General features: G+C 62.3%; 24 protein-coding genes. 16 read left to right on the forward strand and 8 right to left on the reverse strand.

The window, feature by feature from the left end; all coding sequences use genetic code 11:
• Nucleotides 1-10: 10 nt before the first annotated feature.
• The 15 genes from DS839_RS15360 (at nt 11) to DS839_RS15430 (ending at nt 16,170) form a co-directional block, all read left to right on the forward strand.
• Nucleotides 11-667 (forward strand): LbetaH domain-containing protein, encoded by a 657-nt coding sequence (locus DS839_RS15360; protein ID WP_119271315.1) that lies wholly within the window; start codon nt 11-13, stop codon nt 665-667.
• The gene (locus tag DS839_RS15365; RefSeq protein WP_368911676.1) at nt 664-1,305 is read left to right on the forward strand and encodes a class I SAM-dependent methyltransferase; all 642 of its coding nucleotides are present in this window, start codon (nt 664-666) and stop codon (nt 1,303-1,305) included. Before DS839_RS15360 ends, DS839_RS15365 begins: the two co-directional genes overlap by 4 nt.
• Nucleotides 1,302-2,330 carry a glycosyltransferase family 2 protein gene (locus tag DS839_RS15370; RefSeq protein WP_368911677.1) on the forward strand — a complete coding sequence of 343 codons (1,029 nt, stop codon included), beginning with the start codon at nt 1,302-1,304 and terminating at the stop codon, nt 2,328-2,330. Before DS839_RS15365 ends, DS839_RS15370 begins: the two co-directional genes overlap by 4 nt.
• Nucleotides 2,327-4,285: a hypothetical protein gene (locus tag DS839_RS15375; protein ID WP_162918551.1), complete on the forward strand. Its 1,959-nt coding sequence runs from the start codon at nt 2,327-2,329 to the stop codon at nt 4,283-4,285. Before DS839_RS15370 ends, DS839_RS15375 begins: the two co-directional genes overlap by 4 nt.
• A gap of 29 nt (nt 4,286-4,314) precedes the next feature.
• A complete protein-coding gene (locus tag DS839_RS15380) occupies nt 4,315-5,184 on the forward strand; it encodes an FkbM family methyltransferase (RefSeq protein WP_119271321.1) in 870 nt (289 codons plus the stop codon).
• A gap of 30 nt (nt 5,185-5,214) precedes the next feature.
• Nucleotides 5,215-5,964 carry a glycosyltransferase family 2 protein gene (locus tag DS839_RS15385; RefSeq protein WP_119271322.1) on the forward strand — a complete coding sequence of 250 codons (750 nt, stop codon included), beginning with the start codon at nt 5,215-5,217 and terminating at the stop codon, nt 5,962-5,964.
• A gap of 9 nt (nt 5,965-5,973) precedes the next feature.
• Nucleotides 5,974-7,104, forward strand: a complete 1,131-nt coding sequence (gmd, locus tag DS839_RS15390) for a GDP-mannose 4,6-dehydratase (RefSeq protein WP_119271324.1) — start codon at nt 5,974-5,976, stop codon at nt 7,102-7,104.
• The gene (gene fcl, locus DS839_RS15395) at nt 7,105-8,070 is read left to right on the forward strand and encodes a GDP-L-fucose synthase (protein WP_119271326.1); all 966 of its coding nucleotides are present in this window, start codon (nt 7,105-7,107) and stop codon (nt 8,068-8,070) included.
• A 190-nt stretch (nt 8,071-8,260) separates the two neighbouring features.
• Nucleotides 8,261-8,719 carry a hypothetical protein gene (locus DS839_RS15400; protein WP_162918552.1) on the forward strand — a complete coding sequence of 153 codons (459 nt, stop codon included), beginning with the start codon at nt 8,261-8,263 and terminating at the stop codon, nt 8,717-8,719.
• Nucleotides 8,720-8,898: 179 nt separating this feature from the next.
• On the forward strand, nt 8,899-10,344 hold the full coding sequence (locus tag DS839_RS15405; protein ID WP_119271330.1) for an O-antigen ligase family protein: 1,446 nt from the start codon (nt 8,899-8,901) through the stop codon (nt 10,342-10,344).
• Nucleotides 10,341-11,141 carry a tyrosine-protein phosphatase gene (locus DS839_RS15410; RefSeq protein WP_119271332.1) on the forward strand — a complete coding sequence of 267 codons (801 nt, stop codon included), beginning with the start codon at nt 10,341-10,343 and terminating at the stop codon, nt 11,139-11,141. Before DS839_RS15405 ends, DS839_RS15410 begins: the two co-directional genes overlap by 4 nt.
• 16 nt (nt 11,142-11,157) lie before the next feature.
• Complete coding sequence (locus tag DS839_RS15415) at nt 11,158-11,937, forward strand: polysaccharide biosynthesis/export family protein (RefSeq protein WP_162918553.1); 780 nt, start codon at nt 11,158-11,160, stop codon at nt 11,935-11,937.
• 15 nt (nt 11,938-11,952) lie between these two features.
• Nucleotides 11,953-14,253: a GumC family protein gene (locus DS839_RS15420; protein WP_119271336.1), complete on the forward strand. Its 2,301-nt coding sequence runs from the start codon at nt 11,953-11,955 to the stop codon at nt 14,251-14,253.
• 5 nt (nt 14,254-14,258) lie between these two features.
• Nucleotides 14,259-14,933 carry a J domain-containing protein gene (locus DS839_RS15425; protein WP_119271337.1) on the forward strand — a complete coding sequence of 225 codons (675 nt, stop codon included), beginning with the start codon at nt 14,259-14,261 and terminating at the stop codon, nt 14,931-14,933.
• A gap of 1 nt (nt 14,934) precedes the next feature.
• A complete protein-coding gene (locus tag DS839_RS15430) occupies nt 14,935-16,170 on the forward strand; it encodes a hypothetical protein (protein ID WP_119271338.1) in 1,236 nt (411 codons plus the stop codon).
• Between the two features lie 83 nt (nt 16,171-16,253).
• Here DS839_RS15430 and DS839_RS36475 read toward each other — a convergent pair whose 3' ends face one another.
• Nucleotides 16,254-17,285, reverse strand: a complete 1,032-nt coding sequence (locus tag DS839_RS36475) for a hypothetical protein (RefSeq protein ID WP_162918543.1) — start codon at nt 17,283-17,285, stop codon at nt 16,254-16,256.
• A 574-nt stretch (nt 17,286-17,859) separates the two neighbouring features.
• Nucleotides 17,860-18,753 carry a methylenetetrahydrofolate reductase gene (locus DS839_RS15445; protein ID WP_162918554.1) on the reverse strand — a complete coding sequence of 298 codons (894 nt, stop codon included), beginning with the start codon at nt 18,751-18,753 and terminating at the stop codon, nt 17,860-17,862.
• A gap of 197 nt (nt 18,754-18,950) precedes the next feature.
• Between DS839_RS15445 and DS839_RS15450 the strand changes: the two genes are divergently transcribed.
• Entirely contained in the window at nt 18,951-19,946 is a 996-nt protein-coding gene (locus DS839_RS15450) for a GlxA family transcriptional regulator (RefSeq protein WP_119271342.1), read from the forward strand.
• A gap of 165 nt (nt 19,947-20,111) precedes the next feature.
• On the opposite strand, the gene argE is transcribed toward DS839_RS15450, so the two are convergent.
• From argE to DS839_RS15480, 6 genes are read right to left on the reverse strand one after another with little or no spacing between them, the layout of a single operon-like run.
• Entirely contained in the window at nt 20,112-21,260 is a 1,149-nt protein-coding gene (gene argE, locus DS839_RS15455; RefSeq protein WP_368911678.1) for an acetylornithine deacetylase, read from the reverse strand.
• Entirely contained in the window at nt 21,257-21,994 is a 738-nt protein-coding gene (locus DS839_RS15460) for a DUF1028 domain-containing protein (protein WP_119271344.1), read from the reverse strand. The genes argE and DS839_RS15460 overlap by 4 nt, the downstream gene beginning before the upstream one ends.
• Nucleotides 21,991-22,809, reverse strand: coding sequence for an ATP-binding cassette domain-containing protein (locus tag DS839_RS15465; protein WP_119271345.1), 819 nt, complete (start codon nt 22,807-22,809; stop codon nt 21,991-21,993). Before DS839_RS15465 ends, DS839_RS15460 begins: the two co-directional genes overlap by 4 nt.
• On the reverse strand, nt 22,806-23,645 hold the full coding sequence (locus tag DS839_RS15470) for an ABC transporter ATP-binding protein (protein ID WP_119271346.1): 840 nt from the start codon (nt 23,643-23,645) through the stop codon (nt 22,806-22,808). The genes DS839_RS15465 and DS839_RS15470 overlap by 4 nt, the downstream gene beginning before the upstream one ends.
• Nucleotides 23,642-24,484, reverse strand: a complete 843-nt coding sequence (locus tag DS839_RS15475) for an ABC transporter permease (RefSeq protein WP_119271347.1) — start codon at nt 24,482-24,484, stop codon at nt 23,642-23,644. Before DS839_RS15475 ends, DS839_RS15470 begins: the two co-directional genes overlap by 4 nt.
• A complete protein-coding gene (locus DS839_RS15480; RefSeq protein ID WP_119271348.1) occupies nt 24,481-25,431 on the reverse strand; it encodes an ABC transporter permease in 951 nt (316 codons plus the stop codon). The genes DS839_RS15475 and DS839_RS15480 overlap by 4 nt, the downstream gene beginning before the upstream one ends.
• Nucleotides 25,432-25,464 lie beyond the last annotated feature (33 nt).

Genomic DNA, 25,464 nt, shown 5'->3' on the forward strand with positions numbered 1-25,464 from the left:
CGGCGCGGCAATGTCCTTGCAGTCCCCCTTCATCGCCAGCCAGGCGCCTTCGGAAGAAGGCCAGCCGAGCCGGCCTGATCTTCAGCGGTCGAGCGGTGAGCGCGCAACGCACGCCCGCCTCGATGTCACGGCCAACCGGCGCGCGCGCAAGTGGTCGCGCAAGGAACTGGTGGGGCGTGGTCTATGGGCTTTGGCGCATCCGCTTTTTGCCTGGAGCCCGAGACCGCTCTGGGGTTGGCGGCGCCTTCTCCTGCGACTGTTCGGCGCCAGGATCGGGCGCGAAGTGCACATCTATCCGAGCGTGCGGATCGCCATTCCCTGGAACCTCACGATCGCCGACCACGCGGCAGTCGGTGATCGGGCAATTCTCTATGCGCTCGGCCCCGTCACCCTGGCTCCGCGCGTCACCATCTCCCAGGGTGCGCATCTGTGTGCGGGAACGCATGACTATCGAGATCCGACCATGCCGCTTCTGAAACCGCCGATCGTCATCGAGTGCGATGCCTGGATTTGCGCCGATGCATTTATCGGCCCTGGCGTGCGGATCGGCACGCGCGCCATTGTGGGGGCGCGGTGCGTCGTGACGAAGGATGTCGAGTCGCGCGCCGTCATGATCGGCAATCCGGCGAGGTTGCTGCGCCGGCGTGAGGATGGAGGGGCCTCGTGAAGGCAGCTGAGGCCATTTCCGGATACAGGTTCAGGGATGCAGGCCATGCCGGCTCGCATGATATCCTTCTGCCGGCCATTCGCTCCCAACTGGCCGCTTTCCATGCGAAGGGGAACGAAAAAAGAGTTTTCGATCTGGGCTGCGGCAATGGCAGCATCGCGGCCACCTTGGCCGAGGACGGCTATGAGGTTTGCGGCGTCGATCCTTCCGTGGAGGGCATTGCCCAAGCCAAGGCGGCATTTCCTCATCTGCGTCTCGAGGCCGGCTCGGCCTATGATGATCTCGTTGCCCGTTTCGGCCGCTTTCCGGTCGTCATCAGCCTGGAAGTGGTCGAGCATGTCTATGCACCACGCGACTATGCCCGCACTCTCTTCGATCTCGTTGAGCCGAGCGGCCTGGCGCTGGTTTCGACGCCTTACCATGGCTACTGGAAGAACCTGGCGCTGGCGCTGTCGGGCAAGCTGGACAATCACTTCACCGCGCTTTGGGACCACGGCCACATCAAATTCTGGTCGTTCCGCACCTTGGGGCTGCTGCTTCGCGAAGCGGGCTTCGAGCACATACGTTTTCTGCGAACCGGGCGTGTACCTATCCTGGCAAAATCCATGATTGCCATCGTCCGGAAGCCCGCGGCTTGAGCGTCTCCGCCATCACTATGCCCGAAGTGCACGCGCTCATCCTCACGCTCGACGAGGAGCAGCATATCGGCCGTTGTATAAAGAGCTTCGAAGGTCAGTGCGCCAGCGTCACGGTGATCGACAGCGGATCGAAGGATCGGACCGTCGAAATCGCCCGGTCGCACGGCGCTCAGATATTGACCAACCCCTGGATCAACTATGCCACGCAGATGAATTTCGCCATCGACGCCCTCGCCGGCAAGACAGGCTGGCTGCTGCGCATCGATGCTGACGAGGTGCTCGATGCCGACAGCGCCGAGACCTTGCAGCAGGCGGTGTCGAAGGCGGCATCCGATGTCGATGGTCTGCTCGTCGCACGGCGCATCCACTTCATGGGCCGCCGTATCCGCCACGGCGACATCGAGCCGAGCTGGCAATTGCGCCTATGGCGCAACGGACGGGGGCGCTGCGAGCAGCGCTGGATGGATGAACACATCAAGGTCGCGGGCGGGGTGACAAGGACCGGCCTTGTCTTAAGCGACATCAACCTGAATACGCTGACATGGTGGACCGCCAAGCACAATTCCTACGCCTCGCGCGAGGCGATCGACATTCTCAATCACAGGCATGGCTTCCGACCGTCCGACGGCATTTCCTCCGGCGGCGCGAGCCGGCAAGCCAAGCGGCGGCGCTTCCTGAAGGAACACGTGTATATGAGCCTGCCGTCAGGCTTGCGCGCAGTGTTCTATTTTCTCTACCGCTACGTCTTCCGCCTCGGTTTTCTCGATGGCAGATCCGGCTGGTATTTTCATCTGATGCAGGGGCTGTGGTATCGCACACTGGTCGATGCCAAGGTGGTGGAAATCGAGACTTATGCCGCGACGCGGAAAGTATCCATCATCGACGCCATCCGGGCCTGCACCGGCATCAGCCTGTCGCCGGCGAGCGAAGAAGCCCGCACGGTCAAATTATCGAATGACGCCGACCTACCGACCCCGACCATCCGTCATCGAGGTGAAATGGTGGCCGGCACCATAGAGCGATGAACCAGTCCCTGCTTTCCCGGCGCTCATTCATCCAAAGCGCAGTCCTCGCTGCCGCTTCCGTTGGATTTTCACCAGCAAGCAGCCAGGCGCAGGATCATCCGCAAGGAGAGATCGTCCGCCCGGAAATGTTCGGAGCGATCGGCGACGGCAAGAGCGATGATTCCGATGCCCTGTACGCCATGGCGCGGCAGGCGCGGGCGCGCGGCACTCTCACCTGCGCGATGACGGCGGGAAAGATCTACACGCATCGCAATCCATTCTTCCTGTCGGGCATCGAGCGAATTTGGATCGAGGGAAACGGCGCGCGGATCGTGAATCTTCGCGGTGGAAAGGTCGACAGAACATTCCTTGTGAACTACTCGGCCTTGGCGTTTGCCGATTGCTTCTCCACGAATGGTCATAATCTCTACCACGGCCGGTCGACGCCTCATGACTTCGGCGCGTTGATCGGTAGCGCCAAAGCGGGTTCTTCGAGCGTCGCCGTTTATTCGGGCAGGACGACACTCGCACCTGGCGCGCGCGTCCTCATCTATGGCTTTGACCGGATTTCAATAGGGGGCTATCCGCCATCGCCGCGGTTCTTCGAATATAACGAGGTGGAGGACATCAGGGGCAATGTTGTCCGCCTGAAGAACGGGCTCCGCTACGACTATGACGCCGACTGGCTGGATGGAACGATTCCCAACGGACTGGGTCGCCCTCGAATACTATCGCTGGACCGGCCGGACTTCCGCCAATCGCGCTCCATCGTCATTCGAAACCTGGGCTCGGCGCCCAACGAAAGGTGGACTGCGCCCGGAAGCAGTCGAAATGGACGACTGACTTTCTGCGGATTCGACAACCTCGTGTTGGACGGCGTGTTCACGGATGGCGGCGGGATTTACATCAGCCAGGGCGGCACGGCTGAGATCAACCGCACGCGCGCCAACCTTGTCGAAACCGACAAAGTACTGGATCGGGTCGTCTATCGCGACTGCGTCTTCGGCTCTCATGCGCAGGGCATCGGATGCAAGGAGCTCATCCTCGACAATGTCGCCGTGACCGGCGAATTCTCGGCCAGCGCCATTGAAAGACTGGCTATCCTCGGCGGGAACTTCGCGGGTCATGGGTCGGGGGCGTCCACGATCCTGATGGGCAACAACAATCACGCGATCGAGAAACTGGAGATCCGCGGCGCTCGCTTCTCTGTTAAGCCGCCGCGATATGCGCTTCTGCCGTATCGGCTGCGATCGATCAGGATATCCAAGGTCGTCGATTCCCAAACTTTGGGCATCGGATCCCAGGCGGCATACGAGACAAGTCATTTTTCGCGCGTGGCTTCTCCCGGAATGACCCTATACACCAAGGATGGAGCGGCGGCGCTGCGACTGACGAGGATGCCGTACCGACTTGGAAAGGACGTCTGCATCCAAGGCAAATTTTTGTCGCCAATTGAGATCGACGACCTCCTATATGCTCCGGAACTGCCGGATGTGACTGTCGACGGTGCGATCTACAGCGGAGAAAATGCTTACCGCGTCACCACTTTCGGGCTGGGAGACACCACCGTTCCCTTCCCGACGCAGTTGACAGATCCCTTGCACCCCCAGCCCGGACGCCTCCAGTTCTCGAGCAGGCAGGTGCCATCCAATGGAATGAAAAGCTTCTTTGAGGTCGGCTTCCGCTTGCGGCCGCAAAGGATCGTGGTCGATGTGGTGAAGCCTTATACCGGCGCGTTGCCGGCACAACTTTCCCTGAAGTCGCTCGGCAGTCCCGCCGAGATCGTGCGTATCGATCTGCGCGCGAGCGGCACTCGCGAGATAACGCCTCTCAGACATGCGGGCCTGATCGCGAGCGATGTTTTCACCACAATGGACGATGTCGTTCAGCGCTTGCAAGTCCAGGTAATGCCGGCCCTCGGCGACCAGACTGACATGCCGCTTTGGACAGCATCCCTCGACGGCGTCGCCGCCTGACAACGATGATGAAGGCATAGCTTGACCTCATGGGCGTAAGATCGCTTCGCAATCTGCAGAACCTCATCGCCACACACCCTCTTACGCGACAGTCGCAGCTGGGGGCGTGGCGGCGCTTCGCCTCTTGGCAGCTTGCCTCACGGCTGCACGGCACGATGAATGTCGAGTGGATCGGCGGCCAGCGACTGATCGTTCGCCGCGGAATGACGGGGGCGACAGGCAATATCTATGTCGGCCTGCATGAGTTCGCCGATATGATGGTGCCCCTCCATTTCCTGCGCGAGGGCGACCTGTTCTTTGACATCGGCGCCAATATCGGCACCTATACCGTTCTCGCCTCGGGGGTCTGCCGGGCGACCACGTGGTCATTCGAGCCTGACCCGAGAACCGCGGAGCATTTGCGCAAGAACGTCGTCGCCAACGATCTGGATGGCTTGGTGACGATCCATCAGGTGGCGCTCGGACCCGATGCCGGACATGTCGCATTTACATTGGGCCTCGATACGACCAATCGCGTGCTGCTGGAGACGAATGGCGCGGGTCCCGCCACGCAGCAGGTCGAACAGCGGCGGCTGGATGACGTCGCGCGTGATGCCGCGCCGGTGATGGCCAAGGTAGACGTCGAGGGATATGAAGACCATGTCCTGCGCGGCGCGACGCGGATGCTGTCTCGTCCTCATCTGAAGGTCGTCGAGATCGAGACGCTGACTCCTTGGATCAGCGACACGCTGGGCAAGGCGGGATTCCAGCGATGTTACTATGATCCGTTCTCCAGAAAGCTGACCGCATCGCCGAATGATCTTCCGGCCAACAATTCCTTGTTCGTCCGCGACCGCGAATTCGTTGCCGAGCGCTTGGCGAGCGCCCCGCCGGTTCGCGTGCTCGGCCGGTCGATCTGAAGTCATGCCCCTGATCATTGCTCCTGCCCCATGAAGCTCTCCATCATCACGGCCGTCTACAACCGCGAGGCGACCATCGCCCAGGCGATCGCCAGCGTCGCGGGCCAGACCTATCCCGATGTCGAGCACCTGGTGATCGACGGCGCCTCCACCGACGGCACCCTGGCCGCGATCAGGCAGGCGCGCCATGCCGGCATGCGCGTCGTCAGCGAACCTGACAGCGGCATTTACGATGCGCTCAACAAGGGCATCGCGATCGCCGCCGGCGATGCCGTCGGGCTGATGCATTCCGACGATTTCTTCGCCCATGACCGGGTGCTCGAGAAGGTCGCGGCCGCCTTGCAGGGTCCCGGTGTCCTCGCGGCCTATGGCGATCTCGACTATGTCTCGGCGGCGGATGCGACGCATGTGGTCCGCCGCTGGCGCTCGGGCACCTGCAGCTTGCGGAAGCTGCGCCGCGGCTGGATGCCGCCGCATCCCACCCTGTTCCTGAGACGCGAGGTGTTCGAACGGCACGGCGTCTACGACACGAGCTACCGGATCGCGGCGGATTACGACGCGATCCTGCGCTACTTCAGCCATGAGGATCTGCGCGCCGCCTATATTCCGGAAGTCCTGGTCAAGATGCGGCTCGGCGGTGAAAGCAACAAATCTTTGCGGAAGCTTCTCCGCAAGAGCCGAGAGGATTACCGCGCGCTGCGCAGCAACGGCGTCGGCGGCCTTGCCGCGCTCGCCTGGAAGAATCTCGGCAAGGTCGGGCAATTCGTCACTGTAGGATAGACTGAAACAATGGCTTCAACGACTAAACGCGCACTCATCACCGGCGTCACCGGCCAGGATGGCTCTTACTTGGCTGAGTTCCTGCTGGCGAAGGGTTATGAGGTTCATGGCATCAAGCGCCGGGCTTCGCTGATCAACACGCAGCGCATCGACCACATCTACGAGGATCCGCATGTGCCCGATCCGCGGCTGAAGCTTCACTATGGCGACTTGACCGACACGTCCAACCTGACGCGCATCCTGCGCGAGGTGGAGCCCGACGAAGTCTACAATCTCGGCGCCCAGAGCCATGTGGCGGTCAGCTTCGAAATGCCGGAATATACGGCCAATGTCGACGGCATGGGCACGCTGCGCCTGCTCGAGGCGATCCGCTTCCTGAAGCTCGAGGAGAGAACCCGCTTCTACCAGGCCTCGACATCGGAACTCTACGGGCTGGTGCAGGAAGTGCCGCAGCGCGAGAGCACGCCGTTCCATCCGCGCAGCCCCTATGCGGTCGCCAAGCTCTATGCCTACTGGATCACGGTCAACTACCGCGAGGCCTACGGGCTCTTTGCCTGCAACGGCATCCTCTTCAACCACGAGAGCCCGCGGCGCGGCGAGACCTTCGTCACGCGCAAGATCACCAGGGGAATGGCGAATATCGCCCAAGGGCTCGAGAGCTGCCTTTACATGGGCAATATGGACGCGCTGCGCGACTGGGGGCACGCCAAAGACTATGTGCGCATGCAGTGGATGATGCTCCAGCAGGATAGGCCTGAGGACTATGTGATCGCCACGGGTCGGCAATTTTCGGTGCGCGAGTTCATCCGCTGGACCGCCGAGGAATTGGGCATCGCGCTCAGGTTCCAGGGTGCCGGCGTCGAGGAGCACGGGGTGGTGGAGGCCGTCATCTCGGATCGCGCGCCCGCGGTCAAAGCGGGCGACATCGTCGTGCGCGTCGACCCGCGCTACTTCCGCCCGGCGGAGGTCGAGACCCTGCTCGGCGACCCGTCGAAGGCGAGAGACAAGCTCGGCTGGGTGCCTGAGATCACCGCCCGGGAAATGTGCGCCGAGATGGTGGCCGAAGACCTCAAGGCCGCCGGACGCCATGCCTTCCTCAGAGACAACGGGTTCAACGTGCCATTGGCGATGGAAATCTGAATGCCGAACGCGAAAGTCTACGTCGCCGGACACAAGGGAATGGTCGGATCGGCCATCCTGCGCCGGCTCGCCGCGCGCAATGGCATCGAGCTCCTGACCCGCAGCCATGCCGAGCTCGATCTCACGGACCAGTCGGCCGTGCGCGCTTTCATGGAAGCCGAACGTCCCGACGCCGTGATCCTGGCGGCGGCCAAGGTCGGCGGCATCCATGCCAACGCCTCCTATCCGGCCGAGTTCATCTACCAGAACCTGATGATCCAGAACAATGTGATCCATCAGGCCTATGCGGCCGGAGTCGGGCGCCTACTCTTTCTCGGCTCCTCCTGCATCTATCCGCGCGCCGTGCCGCAGCCAATGCGCGAGGACGCGCTGCTCACCGGCGTGCTCGAGCCCACCAACGAGCCCTACGCCATCGCCAAGATCGCGGGCATCAAGATGTGCGAGAGCTACAACCGGCAATATGGCGTCGACTACCGCTCGGTGATGCCCACCAACCTGTTCGGCCCGGGCGACAGCTTTCATGCGCAGAACTCACATGTGATGCCGGCGCTGCTGCGCCGCTTTCACGAAGCGGCGCGCGCCGGCACCACGGAGGTGGTGGTCTGGGGCTCGGGCACGCCGCGCCGCGAATTCCTCTATGTCGACGACATGGCCGAGGCGGCACTGTTCGTGATGGACCTGCCAAGAGAGGTCTACGAGGCGAACACCGAGCCGATGCTCTCGCACATCAATGTCGGGACCGGCGAGGACATGAGCATTGCCGAGCTGGCGCAGGCGGTCGCCCGGGTCACCGGCTTCGCCGGCCGCATCGTCTATGACAAATCGAAGCCGGACGGCACGCCGCGCAAGCTCATGGATGTCTCCCGGCTGGCCGATATGGGCTGGACGGCGCAAACGCCTTTTGAAGATGCCTTGCAGTCGACTTATCGGTGGTATTTGCGAAACGAAGGCGCCTGGCGTGCATGATCCGGCATTCCACCAGTTTTTCATAAAAGATCATGCGCAAGCCAACAGAAAGCGTGATAGCGACTCGCTGCAGAGCTGCCGTTTTTTTACGCTTCGTCAGATATTTAGCACAAAACTGCGATTGCATTTTTTGCCGATTCCGGTAGTTTGCAGTTGGGCGGTTTCTTGACGGTGTTTCCCGGAGGAAACGATGCGGGGTTTTTCGGTTGCATTGGTAGTGGGTGTTTTGTTGGCTGGCCCGGCGCTGGCTGCCTCGCCTATGGGCCAGCTCAAAGATGTTGATGGTAAAGTTTATGTTAATCGCGGCAAAGGCTTCGTGCTGGCGCGCGGCGACACCGAACTGTACCAGGGCGATCGCGTGATGGTCGGCGAGAAGGGATCGGCGACGGTCAATTACTATCTTGCCGAATGCGATGTCATGCTCACCGCATCGTCGATGACGACGATTGCCGGAAAAGCTCCGTGCAAGGGCGGATCGACGTCGTCCAGTTATGGCCAGACCGTCGGCGGTGAAGGCGCAGTCATAACCGCGGGTGGTGCGGTCGTAGTCGGATTGGGCGTCGCAGGCTCGATCGGAGCGGGTGTTCTTTCGACCACCGGCAGCGACGAGAACAACAACAACGACGACGACGTGGGTCAGAGCCCTTAATCGCTGTTTCTCACTTGGCTGGCCTGCGCAGAGCCAGCGAGCCCCGGGCTGCAGTCTTACCGAGTGTCGGCAGCGGGCATCGCACGCTTTGGCTTGGATCCGTAATAGGTTTTTTTCTCCTTGCGCTCATCGCCGGAGGAACTCCCCGTTACGGACCGCCATTCAACACAACCCTGGAGTTGCTCAGCCTGCCGATCGTGCTGGTTGCCGCTTTCCTGATCCTTGATCAGCCCCTGACGCGGCCGATCATAGGAGCCCTCCTCATCTGCGCCGGAATCTTTCTCTTGCCGCTGCTCCAGCTGGTACCGCTTCCCCCTGCCGTTTGGACGGCGCTGCCCGGCAGGGGCTTTGTCGTGGACGTCTTTGAAGCGGCCAAGCTGCCTCTCATCTGGATGCCCTTGAGTCTCAGCCCGCCGGCGACGTTGCGCAGCTTGCTGTCTCTCTTCCCGTGTTTCGCCGTCTTCCTGGCTACACTTACCTTAAGGCCTTCCGAAAGGCGCATCATGGTTCTCGTCCTCATCGGCTTTGGGATTGCCAGCGTCTCTTTCGGATTGGCGCAAATGGCCGGCGGTCCGGCGAGCCGATTGCGGCTCTACGAGATCACCAACATTTCATCGGCGGTGGGATTCTTCGCCAACCGCAACCACTATGCGGCCCTTCTTTACGCCGTCATGCCCTTCATCGCGGCCTGGATGATCTCGAGGCTTCGCTCGACAGGGCGGGACCGGCTCGGCTGGGTCGCTCTCCTGGTGGTGATTTACGGCATCTTGATCCTCGGGCTCGGGCTGGCGGCATCGCGCGCCGGTCTCGTTCTGGCGATGGCGGCGATCCTCGCCTCGGTTCTCCTCGCATGGCGCGGACGGAAAGCGGACGGCCGGAAGAATCTGGCTTCACGTGTTGTCTTGGCGGCTGGATTCCTGGGCAGCTGCGTCATGCTGCAATTCGGACTCATCGGCATATTGGGAAGGCTTGAGCATGATCCGCTTGACGACGGGCGGCTGACCATCGCGCAAGTCACGCTTCGCGCCGCGGCCAGCGTCTTCCCCTTCGGATCAGGAATTGGAAGCTTTGTGCCATTTTATGCCATGTTCGAGGCCCCGGTGAACATGGGCGCCAACTACGTGAACCATGCCCACAATGACTGGCTGGAGCTCTGGCTGGAGGCAGGTGTGCCGGGCATGGTCCTCGTCTTGCTTTTCCTCGGTTGGTTTGCTGCTACAGCCTATCGAGCATGGCGAAGACATGATACCAGCCTGGATGGCCTGCTGGTCCAGGCAGCGTCAATCTCGGCGATGCTGCTCATGGCTCATTCGCTGGTCGACTATCCATTGCGAACCACGGCAATGGCTTGCGTATTCGCATTCGCTTGCGCGTTGGTCACAAGTGCAACAGGCAAATCCCGAGAGACGACCTCGAAGGATATTACCCAGAGTAATTCACGCGGCGGGAAAAAGTATTCGCGAGCTTATCCTCGTCCAGTCGCAAAATCCCCACAGTTCGGCCTTAATAACGGTCGCAGGGATTTAGTTGGTTTTACTGAAGAGAGAGCGCTGAATCCTTTCAGCAGGGCAACATCGTTTTCGCACCGTCGGCGTAGCGCGGTGGAGGGGCTGAGGAACGAATGATCGATTTGCATTGCCACATCTTGCCAGGTGTCGACGACGGCGCCGGTGATCTTGCAACCGCTCTCGAAATGGCGGCCATGGCAGTGGCAGACGGAATAACCATCACGGCCTGTACCCCGCACATAATGCCTGGTGTCTATGATAATGAGGCGAACGCTGTTCGCGCGCGGGTCGATGAGCTCGCAAAGGCCTTGGCCGAAGCGGATGTGCCGCTCAAGCTGGTCGTGGGCTCGGACGCTCATATGAGACCGGACTTCACTGCGGCTCTCCATCGCGGCAGGATCCTCACGCTCAACGATTCCCGTTATGTCCTTTTCGAGCCTCCGCATCACGTGGCGCCGCCGCGGTTGGAAGAATGCCTCTTCAGCATTCAGATGGCGGGCTACGTCCCGGTCTTGACACATCCCGAGCGGCTGTCATGGATCGAAACGCGCTACCCGCTGATCACCCATCTGGCGAGATCGGGTACCTGGATGCAGATAACCGCCGGCTCTCTGTCGGGGCGGTTTGGAAAGCGCCCGCAATACTGGGCGGAGCGCATGCTCAAGGACGGCCTGGTGCATGTCCTCGCCAGCGACGCCCACAATTGTACATCGCGCCCGCCGCTCCTCTCGCATGCATATGATTTGGCCGCTACGGCGGTAGGCAGGGACGAGGCGGAGAACCTCTTGCATGTGCGCCCCGCCGCCATCCTCGACAACACCGATCCCGGCCTGCTGCCGGCGCCCGTGGCGATCACCGAGACGCGCCCGCATACGCCCGTCTGGAAGCAAATCATCAACGCCGTCAGAGCCTGATCGGGGGAAGGACGCGATGTTCCGCCGATCGATAATGGCTCTGATACTCCTCGTTCCGGTGCTGATCGGCTGCAGCGGCGGACCCAAGCTGGGCGATCCGCCGAGCGGCGGCGAGCGCATATCCCACCGGGACGAGAGGGGGCCAAAGGTCCTGGAAGGGTCGGCCAAGACCAGCGCCGAGGCGGTATTCGCCGGTACCGTCGCCACGGCGGCGGGAAAGAACGTCGTCCCTCCGCCGGAGGACTACAAGATTTCGCCTCTGGACGTCATCGAGATCTCGGTCTTTCAGGTCGATGAGCTGACCCGTACTGTTCAGGTCAACAACAACGGCCTTGTATCGATGCCTCTCCTGGGCTCGGTCCAGGCCGGCGGAAAGACCACAACCGAACTGGCATCTACCATCGGAAGGAAACTCGGCGAAAAGTATCTCGAATCCCCTCAGGTTTCGGTCTTCGTCAAGGAATATACCAGCCAGCGCGTCACCGTTGACGGCGCGGTCAAGAAGCCGGGAATTTTCGCAACCACAGGCCGCCTGTCGCTGCTGCAGGCGGTGGCGCTGGCCGAGGGCCTGAACGATGTTGCCGATCCAAGCGGCATACTCGTCTTCCGCACCGTCGACAACAAGCGGATGGCCGCTCGTTTTGATCTTAACGCCATCCGGAGCGGAAAAGCCGACGATCCCCTGCTGAAAGCCGGTGATGTCGTCATGGTAGATGAGTCTTCGTCGCGCACGACCTTCCGGGACATCAAGTCGGCGCTCTCGATCCCAGGCCTGTTCAGCCTATTGCTCTTATGAGCCCAGCGAGATCCCATGCTTCCGCGTAATCCGAACGCCCTGCCCGGACCTGACAAGGAAAACCACACACCGCCGGCGCTTGCGGCGGAACATGCGGTCGGCTATCCGCGCTACGGCTATAACGACTTCGCCGCCGATGCGGTCGACGGTGACGGCTTCGACCTGCGCAAATATCTGCGGGTGATCCTCAAGCACCGGTGGCTCATTCTGGGCATCACCGGCGTCTGCATTCTTGTCGGCATGGTCGCGACTTTTTTGATGACCCCGATATACCAGGCGACAGCGACACTGCAGATCGACCGGGAAGCGGCCGATGTCGTCCAGGTCGAGGGGCTGCAGACCACCGAGAATCTGGGCGATCCCCAGTTCTATCAAACGCAGTATGAGCTATTGCAGAGCCGGACCCTGGCGGAAAAGACGGTCTCGAGCCTGGGCTTGGCGGATGATCAGGCTTTCCTCGTCAAGCAAGGCCAGTCGCCGGTGGCCTGGGTCCGCTCGGTCGTCGCTTCCCTGCTCAACCCCTCTGCCGATACGAGTTCGGAGATAGCCGACGCCGTCGACAGGCTGCAAAAAGACACCGTAGGCATTTTGCAGAATGGACTGGTCGTTACGCCGGTGCGCAATTCACGGCTTGTGCGGGTCTCGTTCAAGCATCCAAATGCCGCGGTCACCGAGCGTGTCGCCAACGGCGTTGCCGAAGCCTTCATCGCCGAAAACCTCGACCGCAAATACGATGCGACATCCTATGCCCGGAAATTCCTCGAAGAGAGGCTGCAACAGCTCAAGATCAAGCTCGAAGAGTCGGAAGCGCAGCTCGTGGCCTATGCCATGCAGCAAGGCATCATCAATCTCGACGACCGGCAGAGCCTTAAGGGCAGTGATCTCGCCCTGATCAACACCAAGCTTCTGGAAGCCCGCAACGATCGGATCCGGCTGGAAGGCATGTGGAAGCAGGCCCAGACTACCAAGGGCTTTGGCCTCACCCAGATCATGGACAATCCGACGATCCAAGAGAACCGGAAGCTCCGGGCGGAACTCGCAGCCCAGTATCAGCAGAAGCTCGGCCTGTACAAACCGGCTTTCCCGGCGATGGTCCGCCTCAGAGCTCAGATCAAGGAGCTCGACGCGCAGGCTCAAGAAGCCATAAATGCCATCAAGCTATCCATCAAAGCCCAATATGACGCCGCCAAGACCGAAGAGGCCATGCTCGCGCAACAGGTCGACTCGACCAAGGCGGATGTCCTCGACCAGCGCAGCCGGAGCATCAAGTACAACATCCTTCAGCGCGAGGTCGATACCAACCGGACGCTGTATGACGGCCTGCTTCAGCGCTACAAGGAAATCGGCATCGCCGGCGGCGTCGGAACGAACAATATCTCGGTCGTCGATCGGGCACAGCCCCCCACGGTCCCGTCATCGCCGAAGCTTTCATTCAACATCCTGGTCAGTCTCCTTGCCGGAGCCGTGCTCGGCGTCGCGAGCGCGTTCGGCCTCGAATACATGGACGACACCTTCAAGTCGCCGGAGGACGTCGAAAGCAGCCTGGCAATGCCGGTGATCGGCATCATACCGCGTCCGGCGCAAGGCGTTGCCATTGCCGATGCGCTGAACGACGCCCGCTCGGGCGTTTCGGAAGCGTACAGATCGCTGCGCACGGCACTCCAGTTCTCGACCGCGGAAGGCGTGCCCAAGACGCTCCTGATCACCAGCTCGCGCCCCTCGGAAGGCAAGAGCACGACCGCGGCCAGCCTGGCGAAAGCATTCACCCAGATCGGGATGAAGGTGCTGATCATCGACGCCGATCTCAGGAATCCCTCGCTGCACAAGGAATTCAAATGCTCCAACGAGGTGGGCCTCAGCAATTATCTTGCCGGCGCCAAGCTCCCGCAGGAGGTCGCGCAGGAGACAACCGTCAAGGATCTGACATTCATTTCGTCAGGTCCCCTTCCCCCGAACCCTGCTGAGCTTCTAGCCGGTGCCAGGCTCGTGTCGCTGTTGAGCCTCGCTTCCGAAAGCTTCGATCTGGTGCTGGTCGACGGTCCGCCCATCATGGGCCTTGCCGACGCGCCATTGCTGGCCAGCAACGTTTCCGGGACGCTCCTGGTGGTGGCGGCAAACGAGACCAGGCGGGAAGCGGCAAAGGTCGCCGTGAAGCGGCTGCAATTTGCGCGCGCCCCCATAGTGGGCGCACTCTTGAGCAAGTTCGACATGAAGCAAGTCGGCTACGGCTACGGCTATACCTATGGCGGCTATGACTATCAGAGCCGCGATGAGAGCGATGCGCCGAGACTTGCGGTCAAGAACGCAGCGGAATAAGCGCCTTGAGCAAGCGACCGGCCATCGAGATCGCGCTTGATCTGCGGGAGATGCCTTCCCTTGCCAAGACCGTCCGCAAGCGGCCACTGCCGCCGGAAGTGATGCCCCTGTTGCGCGTCGCCGCTGGATCGTCCCAGCACACGCAGGAGTTCGCAGGCAAATATCGACGCTCCGAAGCTCACATTCGTGAGGCATGCATCTTCTTCCTGCAACAGGCGATGCTGTTTTCCGGCGCAGACAACTATCGCACCCTTGGGCTTGCGCCTGGCGCCCCCGCGGAGCAGGTGCGAGAACATCGCCGATGGCTCTTGATGTGGCTTCACCCCGACCGCAACATGGACAAATGGGAAAGCGCGCTTTTTGACAAGGTCGTAGCCGCGGCGAATGCCATCAACGGCGGCTCCCCCACCTCCGCCACCGTCAAGCAAGTCGGCAGGCGACGGCATCGCGGCATGCGCGCGCCGCGTGCGCCGAAGCGGTCGCAAGCCAATGCGCAGAGCGTGATGAAACGACCGCAGGCCGCTTCCTGGCCGAGCATGCAGGTCAAGCCACTCATCCTCTTGCTGCTGGCGGCGACGGCCTTTCTCCTTAGCGTCGCAACCGTCATCAGCGTTCTCGCTGCCGAAGCCGGGCATGGCGTCCGCATTGACCCTATGACGGCGATCTCAGGGGCTTTTTGACTTGAACAGATCCACGAGCAAGCATGCCGCCCTGTCCGCCGTGGCCGTGATGCTCATCATAGCCGCGGCGGCGATGGTCTCATTCGACGCGTCGAACCTCGACATCGCCCGCCCGCCTTCTCTTGAGAAGCTCGTCCCCAGCGTAGCTTCGACCCAAGCATCGCCACCGCCCGATGCGCCCGGCGACTGGCAATCCAACGTGGCAAGCTTCATCGCCGACCCGCTGAATCGCTATGCCGTCTATCTGCTGGGGCGGACTTCCAGCGGCGGTAGCACTGCCGCCGACTATGCGCGCCTCCTGTCGCTTGCAGCCGATCGGTCCCGAAGAGATGTCGAAATACAAGCGATGGCGGTCGACCGGTTCCTCGCCGAAGACAGCTTCCCGCAGGCGCTCGAGCGCCTGGACGGACTGATCCGGTCCAATCCGGCCCGGCGCACCAGACTATTCGACGCCCTTCTCGATTTGGCCCAGAACGCCGGAAACAGGCGTGTCCTGGTCGACCTCTTGGCCCAGGCCCCCTCCTGGCGAAAGGACTTCTTGACCTATATGCCTCGCTCGGCCGCCTCGGCGCAAAATGCGTCGATGCTCATGACCGAGCTCAGGTCCACCAGATCTCCGCCTCAGTCCTCCGAGCTCGCGCCCTTCATCAGCAAGCTGATTGAGGGTGGCGCCATCGATCAGGCTTATTCTTTCTGGCTCAATGCGCTGACCGAGGCGCAGCTCGAGCGTGCCGGCAATATCTACAATGGTGATTTCGAAGCCGAGCTCGCGCAGCTCGGACCGTTCGATTGGGTCGTCGTGCCGACAAGGAACGTGGTCGCCCGCACCGTCCGCAACACCTCTGCCGATCGAGGCACCGTGCTGGAACTCTACTTTGCGGGTTCAGAGATACTGTACAGAAACATCCATCAGCGGTTGATGCTGCCGCCCGGACGCTACAGCCTGACCGGCGCCTACCGGGCCAACAATCTCGAGAACGATCGCGGCTTTGTCTGGCGGCTCTACTGCAATGCCGCCGGACAACAGATGATGGGAGAAAGTCCCGCGATGAAGGGGACACGGGACTGGGGTCCGTTCGTCATCGACTTCACCATTCCGGACGCGGGCTGCACGTCGCAGATATTGCGGCTCGAGCTCAATGCCCGTGCCAAGCTCGATCTCAGGGTGCGGGGGATTCTGAGATTCGACGATCTCAAAATAGACCGTCAGGAAACGGACAGCCGGCAGGAAGGCTGAGCAGCCGCGCCATTGCAAATGAAACTGCGCGGCTCCGGAGAGCCGCGCAGCACCGTCCCACTTTAGAGTCCGTCCTGCTTGCCTCAGAGGCCCGCGAGTTGCGCCAGGACGCGGCAGACCTGAACCGCTTCACGGTTGTAGGAGGCCGGGCTCATCAGCACCGAAGCGCACTTCCTCTTGAGCTGCCGGCGCTCGAAGGAGGAGAGGCCGGCAATTTCGTTGCTGATGCCGCCATTGTTGCCGGGTCCGCCAGGCCCGCCGGGACCACCAGGTCCGCCGGGACCACCAGGCCCGCCGGGACCACCAGGCCCGCCAGGCCCACCAGGGCCACGAGGACGACAGCTGCCAACGCAAGCGGCGATGGCGATGCCCTTGGTTCCGACCTTGGCTTTCGCCTTGACGTCGATTCCAAGAACGTTGGCCTTGACCTTGGCCTTCACGATGTTGCCGTACTTGTCGAGGACGACGGCACCGACCTTGGCTTTCGCCACGTTAAGAGCGTTGATCCTGGCCTTGAGGCCGACCAGGCTGTACTTGTTGGCAAGGCTCAAGGCGACTTTTCCGTTGATGCCATGCTTGCCGAGAAGCTGCAGCTTGACCGCGAGCGCCTCCTTGTTCTTGTTCTTGAGGCCCAAACCGATCTTGGCGACGCCGAGATTCACGCCAAGACCCTGGCCGTTGAAATTGTTGATGACGCCGCCGCCGGTGCTGCTGCTGCTGCCACCACCAATGCCGCCAAGGCCACTGCCAAGGCCGCCAAGGCTACTACCAAGGCCACCAATACCGCTTGTGCTGCTGGTGCCGCTGGTGCTGCTGGTGCCACCGCCGAGAGCGCCCGTCACACCACCGACTGCGCCCGTCACACCACCGACCACGCCGCCAACTGCGCCGCCAAGGCCACCGGTGCTGCTGCTCTGGCCGCCGCCGAGAGCACCAGTGACACCACCAACGACGCCGCCGACCGCACCGCCGACCGCACCGACAGCACCGCCAAGGGCGCCGCCGAGACCGCCGCCGCCACCGCTCTTACCGCCACCAAGACCGCCCAGCGCTCCGGCTCCGGCCGGTACGGCCATGCCGACCAGCGCAATTACCGAAACCGTCGCCGCCAGCATCCTAATCCTTCCTGCTATCGCCGTTTTCATAGGTCACCTCGCCGTTAAATATTAACCAGTGCCACGTCCATCATCATCATTGGTTTCAGACGCTGAGTTGACTATATGCGCATCTGAGGGGAAAACTATAGTTGGGTTAACTTACTATTAACAAATCTATATTTGCGCGTATTTGCGTTATATTTGGAGATTATTCTAAGTAAAATTCCACGATGCCGGATGCATTTCCTATCTCGAAAAACTGCCATCAATTTCGGGCCTGGAGAGCGCAAAAACGGGGACGAAATTCGCACTTCGCGAAACCGCTTTCGCCAAGTGGAATTCCACCTGTGCCAGATTGGACAGAAAAATTTGTGGGAATGACCGCCAAGCCTCCCGGGCGAGGGTGCCAAGAGGGGAAATTCTCTTTTTCCGGCGATGCGGGATCGATTTTTCCGCGCCGCGCTGCCGCAAATTCGTAGCGATTGGGTTTAAGGCGGCATGGCGAATTGATTCAAAATGTCGACAATTCGGTAACCCTAAACGGCTGAATTACGAAGATTTTTAATGATCGCGTTAAGGGACCGCGTCGGGCTCACGGCATGCGTGAGGACACCCAGTCGAGAAGCTTGTCGAAGCCGCCGAAAGGATAGAGATGGGGCGCGGCGATGCCGAGTTCCGGCTTCTCGAAATGCAGCTTGGCCAGATTCTCGACGAAGGCGTCAGGGCTCGAGACCGTCAGCAGCTTGGTCACGTTGAGCGCCTGCTTGCGGATGAAGCGGGCCGAGTTGCCGACGCCGCACATGGCGGCATATTTGACGAGCGTCTTGATGGTCGCGGGTCCCGGCACGCCGACATGGACGGGAAGCGTTATCCCGTGATCGCGCAAGCCCTTCGCCCAATAGGCAACGGGGCCCGCCTCGAACAGGAACTGGGTGGCGATATAGCCCTCGATGCCCTGGCTCGCGAGATAGGCCTGCTTGACCTTGAGCGCGTCGATGAGGGCCGCTTCGCCTCTGGCCTTGATGATGTCGGGATTGCCTTCCGGATGACCGGCCACGCCGATCTTCCTGACCCCATGAGCTTCGAACAAGCCGGTCTCGAGAAGCTGGATGGCCGCATCATAGATGCCGAGAGGCTGTGGCGCGCCGCCGCCCAGGACCAGCGCCTGGGTGATCCTTCCCCCCGTGGCGAGCGCCGAGAGGCGATGCTCGAGGTCGGCCCGGTCGCGCACGAAGCGGGCCGGCACATGCGGCACGGGCTCGAGGCCCGAAGCGCGAATGGCGGCGACCGCCTCGATCTGAAGCGCCAGATCCGCGGGGTCGATCAAGGCAACATAGACGCATGTGCCCTGCGGCAGCCTGTCCCGGAGAAGCGCGACCTTCTCGATCTGCTTGGGCGTGATCTCGATGGAGAGCCGCGCCAGGAAGGCGGCGGTCAAAGACGGCATGTCGTTGGCGTCGACCTCGATCTTCGAGAACATGTTCAAGGCTTTAACTCCAGGTGGCACATTGCCTGGACAGCATTACCGGGCCTGACGCCCGCCGCATGAGAATTTGCGACACGGGCAATCCCGGTTGCGACGGCGCTGCCCACATGCTGTCGTATTCGTACCATCGAATGGCGCAGATGGACAAAGCCCGAGATTGGTATTATTGGGCCCCAAGATAACCAAACGGAATCCCTATGTTCGGCGACAAGCCCCAGGAATGGCCGCAGAAATTCGCCTTCATCATGGTGCCCGAGTTCACCATGATGCCGACGACCGCCGCCATCGAGCCCTTGCGGCTCGCCAATCGCTGCGCCGAAAAGCCTCTTTATAAGTGGGCCATGCATTCCGTGGACGGCAAGCCGGTAGCCGCCTCGAACGGCATCCTCGCCATGGTCGATGGCGATCTCGACCAGATCAACGAGCACGACACGGTCATCATCTGCGGCGGCCTCAATATCCAGCATCATGTCGACAAGCGGCTGGTGAACTGGCTGCGCAAAGCGGCGCGGCGCGGCATGGATATCGGCGCGGTCTGCACCGGCTCCCATATCCTGGCCGAGGCCCATATCCTCGACGGCTATCGCTGCACCATCCATTGGGAGAACCTACCCGGCTTCTCGGAGGCCTTCCCGGAGATCGAGGCCACGGGCGGACTCTTCGAGATCGACCGCGACCGCTTCACCAGCGCCGGCGGCACATCGGCGCTCGACATGATGCTGGCGCTCATCGCCAGCCAGCATGGCCCCGACCTTGCCGCCAGCGTCGCCGAGCTCATCCTGCATTCGCCGATCCGCCATCACAGCGAGCATCAGCGCATGTCGCTGCCGGCCCGCATCGGCGCGCGCCATCCCAAGCTCGTCGGCATCATCGAGGAGATGGAGAGCAATCTCGAAGAACCTCTGTCGCCGAGCGTTCTCGCCCGCCAGGCCGGCCTCTCGGCGCGCCAGCTCGAGCGCCTGTTCCGGCGCTATCTCGACCGCTCGCCCAAGCGCTATTATCTCGAATTGCGGCTCAAGAAGGCGCGCTCGCTGCTGCTCCAGACCGACATGTCGGTCATCAATGTGGCGCTCGCCTGCGGCTTCTCTTCGCCCTCGCATTTCTCCAAATGCTATCGCGCCTTCTATGGCCGCACCCCCTATCGCGAGCGCGGCGTGCCGACGCTCAGTGCCGCGGGCGCGACGGGAAGCTAGGAAACAGAAGCACCCGTTCCCTGCTCGGCGAGGCTGTGGATTCCCTGCTCAAAGGTGCAATGGTTTCCACATAGGCCTTTGAAATTAGAGCACTTCCGCAAAGATCCATGGCCCTTGGAAGGCCTCTTTCGCGAAAATACCCTGTATTTTCCCTGTATCCGTCGATCACCCCTCGCATAATCGCCTGAGCAAGGCCTCGCAGCGCCGCAACTGATCGAGCGTCACGAACTCATCGGGCTTGTGGGCGACCGCGATGTCGCCCGGGCCGCAAATGACGGTCGGCACGCTCAGGCCCTCCTGCAACAAGCCGGCTTCGGTGCCATACGCGACCTTGGCGAGGCGGTTCGATCCCAAGAGCGCCGTCATCGTCCTCACCGCCGGAGCTTCGGCGGCGATGGCGTGGCTTGGATAATCATAGACCTTTTCGAAGGTGATGGCCGAAGCCGGATGAAGCTTGCGCATCTCGCCGCGGAGAGCGTCGGCCATCGCCTTGATGCGCGCGAAGATCGCATCGGCATCCTGGCCCGGGAGCATGCGGTATTCGAACGTGAAGCTGCAGTGATGAGGCACGATATTGATGCCGGTGCCGCCCGCGATCAGCCCGGTCGAGATCGTCGCATGCGGCAGATCGTAATCGTCGTCGCTGAGCCCGCCTTTAAGCTCGCGCGCCATATCGCTGATGCCGGCAATGAACCGCGCGGCATATTCGATGGCATTGACGGCGCGCGGCGCCAGGCTCGAATGCGCTTCGAGGCCCGACACGTGGCAGCGATAGCTGCGTCCGCTCTTATGGCCGATGACCAGCTCCATGCCGGTCGGCTCGCCGACGAGGCACATGTCGGCAGTAAGACCGCTGCCTTTCAGATCGTCTATGAGATCGAGCACGCCGGTGCAGCCCACCTCCTCATCATAAGAGAAGGCGATATGGACCGGCCGGCTGAGCGGCCGCTTCACGAGCTCGGGCACAACCGCGAGGACGCAGGCGAGGAAACCCTTCATGTCGGCCGAGCCGCGGCCGAAGAGCCGGCCGTCACGCTCCGTCAGAACGAAGGGATCGCTCGACCATTCCTGGTCGTCGACCGGCACGCAATCCGTATGGCCGGAGAGGATGATCCCGCCCGGTCTGTCGGGCCCGATCGTCGCGAACAGATTGGCCTTGGGCTCGGGCGACCGGCTGACGCGTCGCGATACCACGCCATGTCCCTTGAGATAGTCCTCGACATAATCGAGCAGCGGGAGGTTCGTGTTCCGGCTCGTCGTATCGAAAGCGACGAGACGCGCGAGGATGTCGCGGCTTGCGGGACCGGCCATCATTCACCCTCGACCCGCTGCGGCCGGTCCGCCGGCGGCGTCATCAACATGGTGGTGACCGCTTCGGGCAAATGACCGACGCTGCTCTTGCGCGTCGACAGCCCGGTCACGAAAGGCAGGCACTGGGCGCGCGCTACTTCATAGATGCGGCGCAGTTCCATGACCGGGGCGGGATGATCGTCGACGCCGATATCGAGATAAGGATACTCCTCGGTGTCGTGCACCTTGATATAGGCCGACTGCTTGCCGCGCTTGTCGCCGCCGGCTTTCTGGCCGGCCTCGAGAACGCGCATCAGGCGCTCGGGGAGGTTCAGCGCCGCCGTGTCGCGCGCGGCGCGCGCCATGGCCGCGACGGTCTCGCCGCTCACCAGCATGTTGCCCTGGACGGTGAAGCCGTCGCCGACTTCGTGGCCGCACCACAAGGTGCAATCCTTGCCGGTGAAGGCGGCAACACCGCCCTCGGCATCGATGATGCCGACCTGGCGGACCTCGCGGCCCGGGTCGTCGGCGATCAGTCTGTCGAGCGCCGCCTTGGCCGGCAGGCCGCTCTTGAGCAGCGCCAGGCCGTCAATGCCGAGATAAGGATTGACCCAGGACTGGGTGGCGACGGCGCCGATGCGCGGCGCCACGAAGGAGCAGAGGCCGCCGACGGCCGGGACGGCGGTCGAAACGCCAATGCCCAGCATCCCGGTGCGCGGGCAGCGCGCGGCGATCGAGAATGTGGCAAGCTCTATCATGACTGTGGCTCCCTTTCTTTGTTGCGCATGATCTCGGGCACCGGAACGGCAGCGAGCAATTCACGCGTGTAAGGATGCTGCGGATCATCGAAGATCTGATCGACCGTACCTTGCTCCACCACCTCGCCTTGGCGCATGACCGCGACCTCGTCGCTGACCTCGCGGATCACCGCCAGATTGTGACTGACGAAGATGGTGGTGAGACCGAAATCATATTTGATGTCGGAGAACAGCTTCAGCACCTGGGCCTGGACGGACACGTCGAGAGCCGAGGTCGGCTCGTCGGCGAGCACCAGGCTCGGACCTAAAATGACGGCGCGGGCAATGGCGATGCGCTGCTTCTGGCCACCCGAGAGCTGATGCGGCAGGCGGGTCTCGATCGCGGGATCGAGGCCGACGCGGCGCAACAGCGTGTGGATGCGCTCGCGGCGTTCGGCGGCGGTGCCGATCCCATGCACTTCGAGAGGTGCCAAAAGTATCGCACGGATGGTGTGGCGCGGATTGAAGGACGAGGCCGGGTTCTGGAAGATCGGCTGCACCTCGCGCCGCATGGCCTTGAGGCTCTTGCCGCGCAGCGCCCAGATATCGGCGCCATTGATGAATATGCGGCCGGCGCTCGGCGAGATCAGGCGCAGGACCATGCGCAGCAGCGTCGATTTGCCGGAACCCGATTCGCCGACAATGCCGAGCGTGCTGTTCTTCGTCACCGCCAGTGAAACATTCGAGACCGCCGTGAAGCCGGGCCCACGATTGAACAAGCCTGCCTGGTGGAAGACTTTCGAGACATTGTCGATGCGCACGACGGGCTCGCTCATCGCGGGCGCTCCTTGCGCTTGTGGATGCTCGGGGTCGCGGCGAGCAGCATGCGGGTATAGTCGGCGCGCGGCGCCCCAAAGATGCGTGCCACCGGGCCGTCCTCGACGACGCGCCCGCCATTCATCACATAGACCCAGTCGCAGAGCTCGGCGACGATGCCGAGCTCATGCGTGATGAACATGATGGCGGAGCCGCGCTGGTCGCGGATCTCGCGTAAGAGCTTGAGGATGCGCGCCTGGACCGTGACGTCGAGCGCCGTCGTCGGCTCATCGGCAATGATGAGCTCGGGATCGAGCGCCAGGCCGGTCGCGATCATGGCGCGCTGCTGCATGCCGCCCGAGAACTGATGCGGATATTCGCGCGCCCGGACCTCCGGATCGGCGATCTTCACGGCGCGCAGGAGATCGATCACCTTATCCGCCGCCCGCCGCCAGGACAGCTTGCGATGGAATTCATAAGGCTCGCCGACCTGGCGGCCGACCGGCATGGTCGGATTGAGCGCCTGGAGCGCATCCTGCGGGATAAGGACGATGCGGTCGCCGCGCAGGCCGCGCATTCCCGCCTCGTCGAGACTTAATATGTCGCGCCCGCCGAGCTCGATCGTGCCGGAGACTCTCGCGCCATAAGGCAAAAGCCGCATGGCCGACAGCGCGGTCATCGTCTTGCCCGAGCCCGATTCGCCGATGACGCCGACGATCTCCTTCGGCCAGACGTCGAGGCTCACCTGATCGACGGCGCGCAGATCGCCGCCGCGGCGCTTGAAGTCGACGGTGAGGCCGCGAATGGCGAGCGCCGGGCGGTCGCGATTGCGGGCATGGGGGCGAGGCTCGCTCATTCGTCCCTCAGATGCGGATCGAAGGCATCGCGCAAGCCGTCGCCCAGCATGTTGAAGCCGAGTACGGTCAGGAAGATCGCAGCACCCGGCGCCAGGCTGAGCCAAGGCGCCTGCGCCATGAACCCGCGGCCGGTGTTGAGCATGTTGCCCCAGGAGGGATCGGGCGGCTGGGCGCCGAGCCCCAGGAAGGACAGAGCGCTTTCCAGCAGGACGGCATAAGAGAAGGCGACCGCCGCCTCGACCAGCAGCGGCGCCACGATATTGGGCAGGATCTCGCGGGTCACGATGCGGAAATGGCTCATGCCGATGGCGCGCGCCTGCTCGACATATTGCTGGCGCAGCACGCTCTCGGCACTCGCCCGGGCAAGGCGCGCAAAGCCCGGGATGAAGATGATGCCGATGGCGATCATGGCATTGAGGATGCTGGTGCCGAGGCTCGCCATCAGGACAATGGCGAGCAGGATCGCCGGGAAGGAGAATAGGATCTCCATCAGCCGCATCAGCACCAGATCGACGGCGCCGCCGAAATAGGCCGCGAGCGTGCCGATGATCGTACCGAAGACGAGCCCGATCAGCGAGGCGAGGATCGCCACCATCATGGAAAGGCGGGCCGCATGGATGACCCGCGACAGCACATCGCGGCCGAGTTCGTCGGTACCCAGGAGATGCGCCGCCGAGGGCCCGCGCAGCATCTGGGCGACATCGAGGTCGATGGGCGAATAGGGCGAGATGACGGGTGCGAAAACGGCGAGAAACAGGATCACGCCGACAATGGCGCCGCCGCTGACGACCAGCCGCCAGCGCCGCCAGTTGAAGGATTTCTGTGCCACGGCACTCATCGATGCCTCGTGACCCGGCGCGGATCGATGAGGCCGACCGCGATATCGACGATGAAATTGATGATCAGCACGACGAGCGTGATGGTGAGGGCGCTCGCCAGGAGCACCGGATAGTCGCGGTTGATGATGCCGACGAGCACGAAGGAGCCGATGCCCGGCAAAAGAAAGATGTCCTCGATGATCACCACCGAGCCGAAGAGGAAGCCGAACTCGACGGCGGCGACATTCACGTAAGGTGTGAGCGCATTGCGGACGGCATGGCGCAGCATGACGACGCGCTCCTGGGCGCCCTTGGCGCGGGCGGTGCGGATGTAATCGGATGACAGCACCTCGATCATCGCGGTGCGCATGATGCGGATGAGAAGCGCCGACGACACGATGCCGAGCGACAAGGCCGGCATGATCATCTGCTTCAGGTTGAGGATGGGATTGTCGAAGAAAGGCGTATAGCCGCCGGGCGGCAGCAGCCTGAAGCGCAGCGTCAGCACCATCACCAGGAGCGTCGCCAGCCAGAAATTCGGCATCGCGCCGAGCAAGGTGGCGATGAAGGAGATGCCCTTGTCGGGGATGCGCTGGTGGCGCATGGCGGCAAAGGCGCCAAGCGGGATGGCGATCACATTGGCGATGAGAAAGGCGAGGATGGCGAGCTCGAGCGTCACCGGGATGCGGCGCAGCAGCTCGGGGCCGACATCGACGCCGTTCTGGAAGCTCTTGCCGAAATCGCCGGTAAATGTCCGGCCGAGCCAGTCGGCATATTGAACGACGAGCGGACGGTCCAGCCCGTGCAGGGCCTCGAAGCGTGCCAGCGCCTGAGGCGTCGCATCGATGCCCAGAGCGGACCGCGCGGCCGAGCCCGGCACGACATTGATCGCCACGAAGAGAATGCTGGAGGCGACCAGGAGCGTCAGCGCGAAGGCCAGGAGACGGGAAAGGATCAGGTTACGCAAAGGTGTTCGCTCACCGAGAAGGTCATACCCTCG

The sequence above is a fragment of the Taklimakanibacter deserti genome (assembly GCA_003574785.1).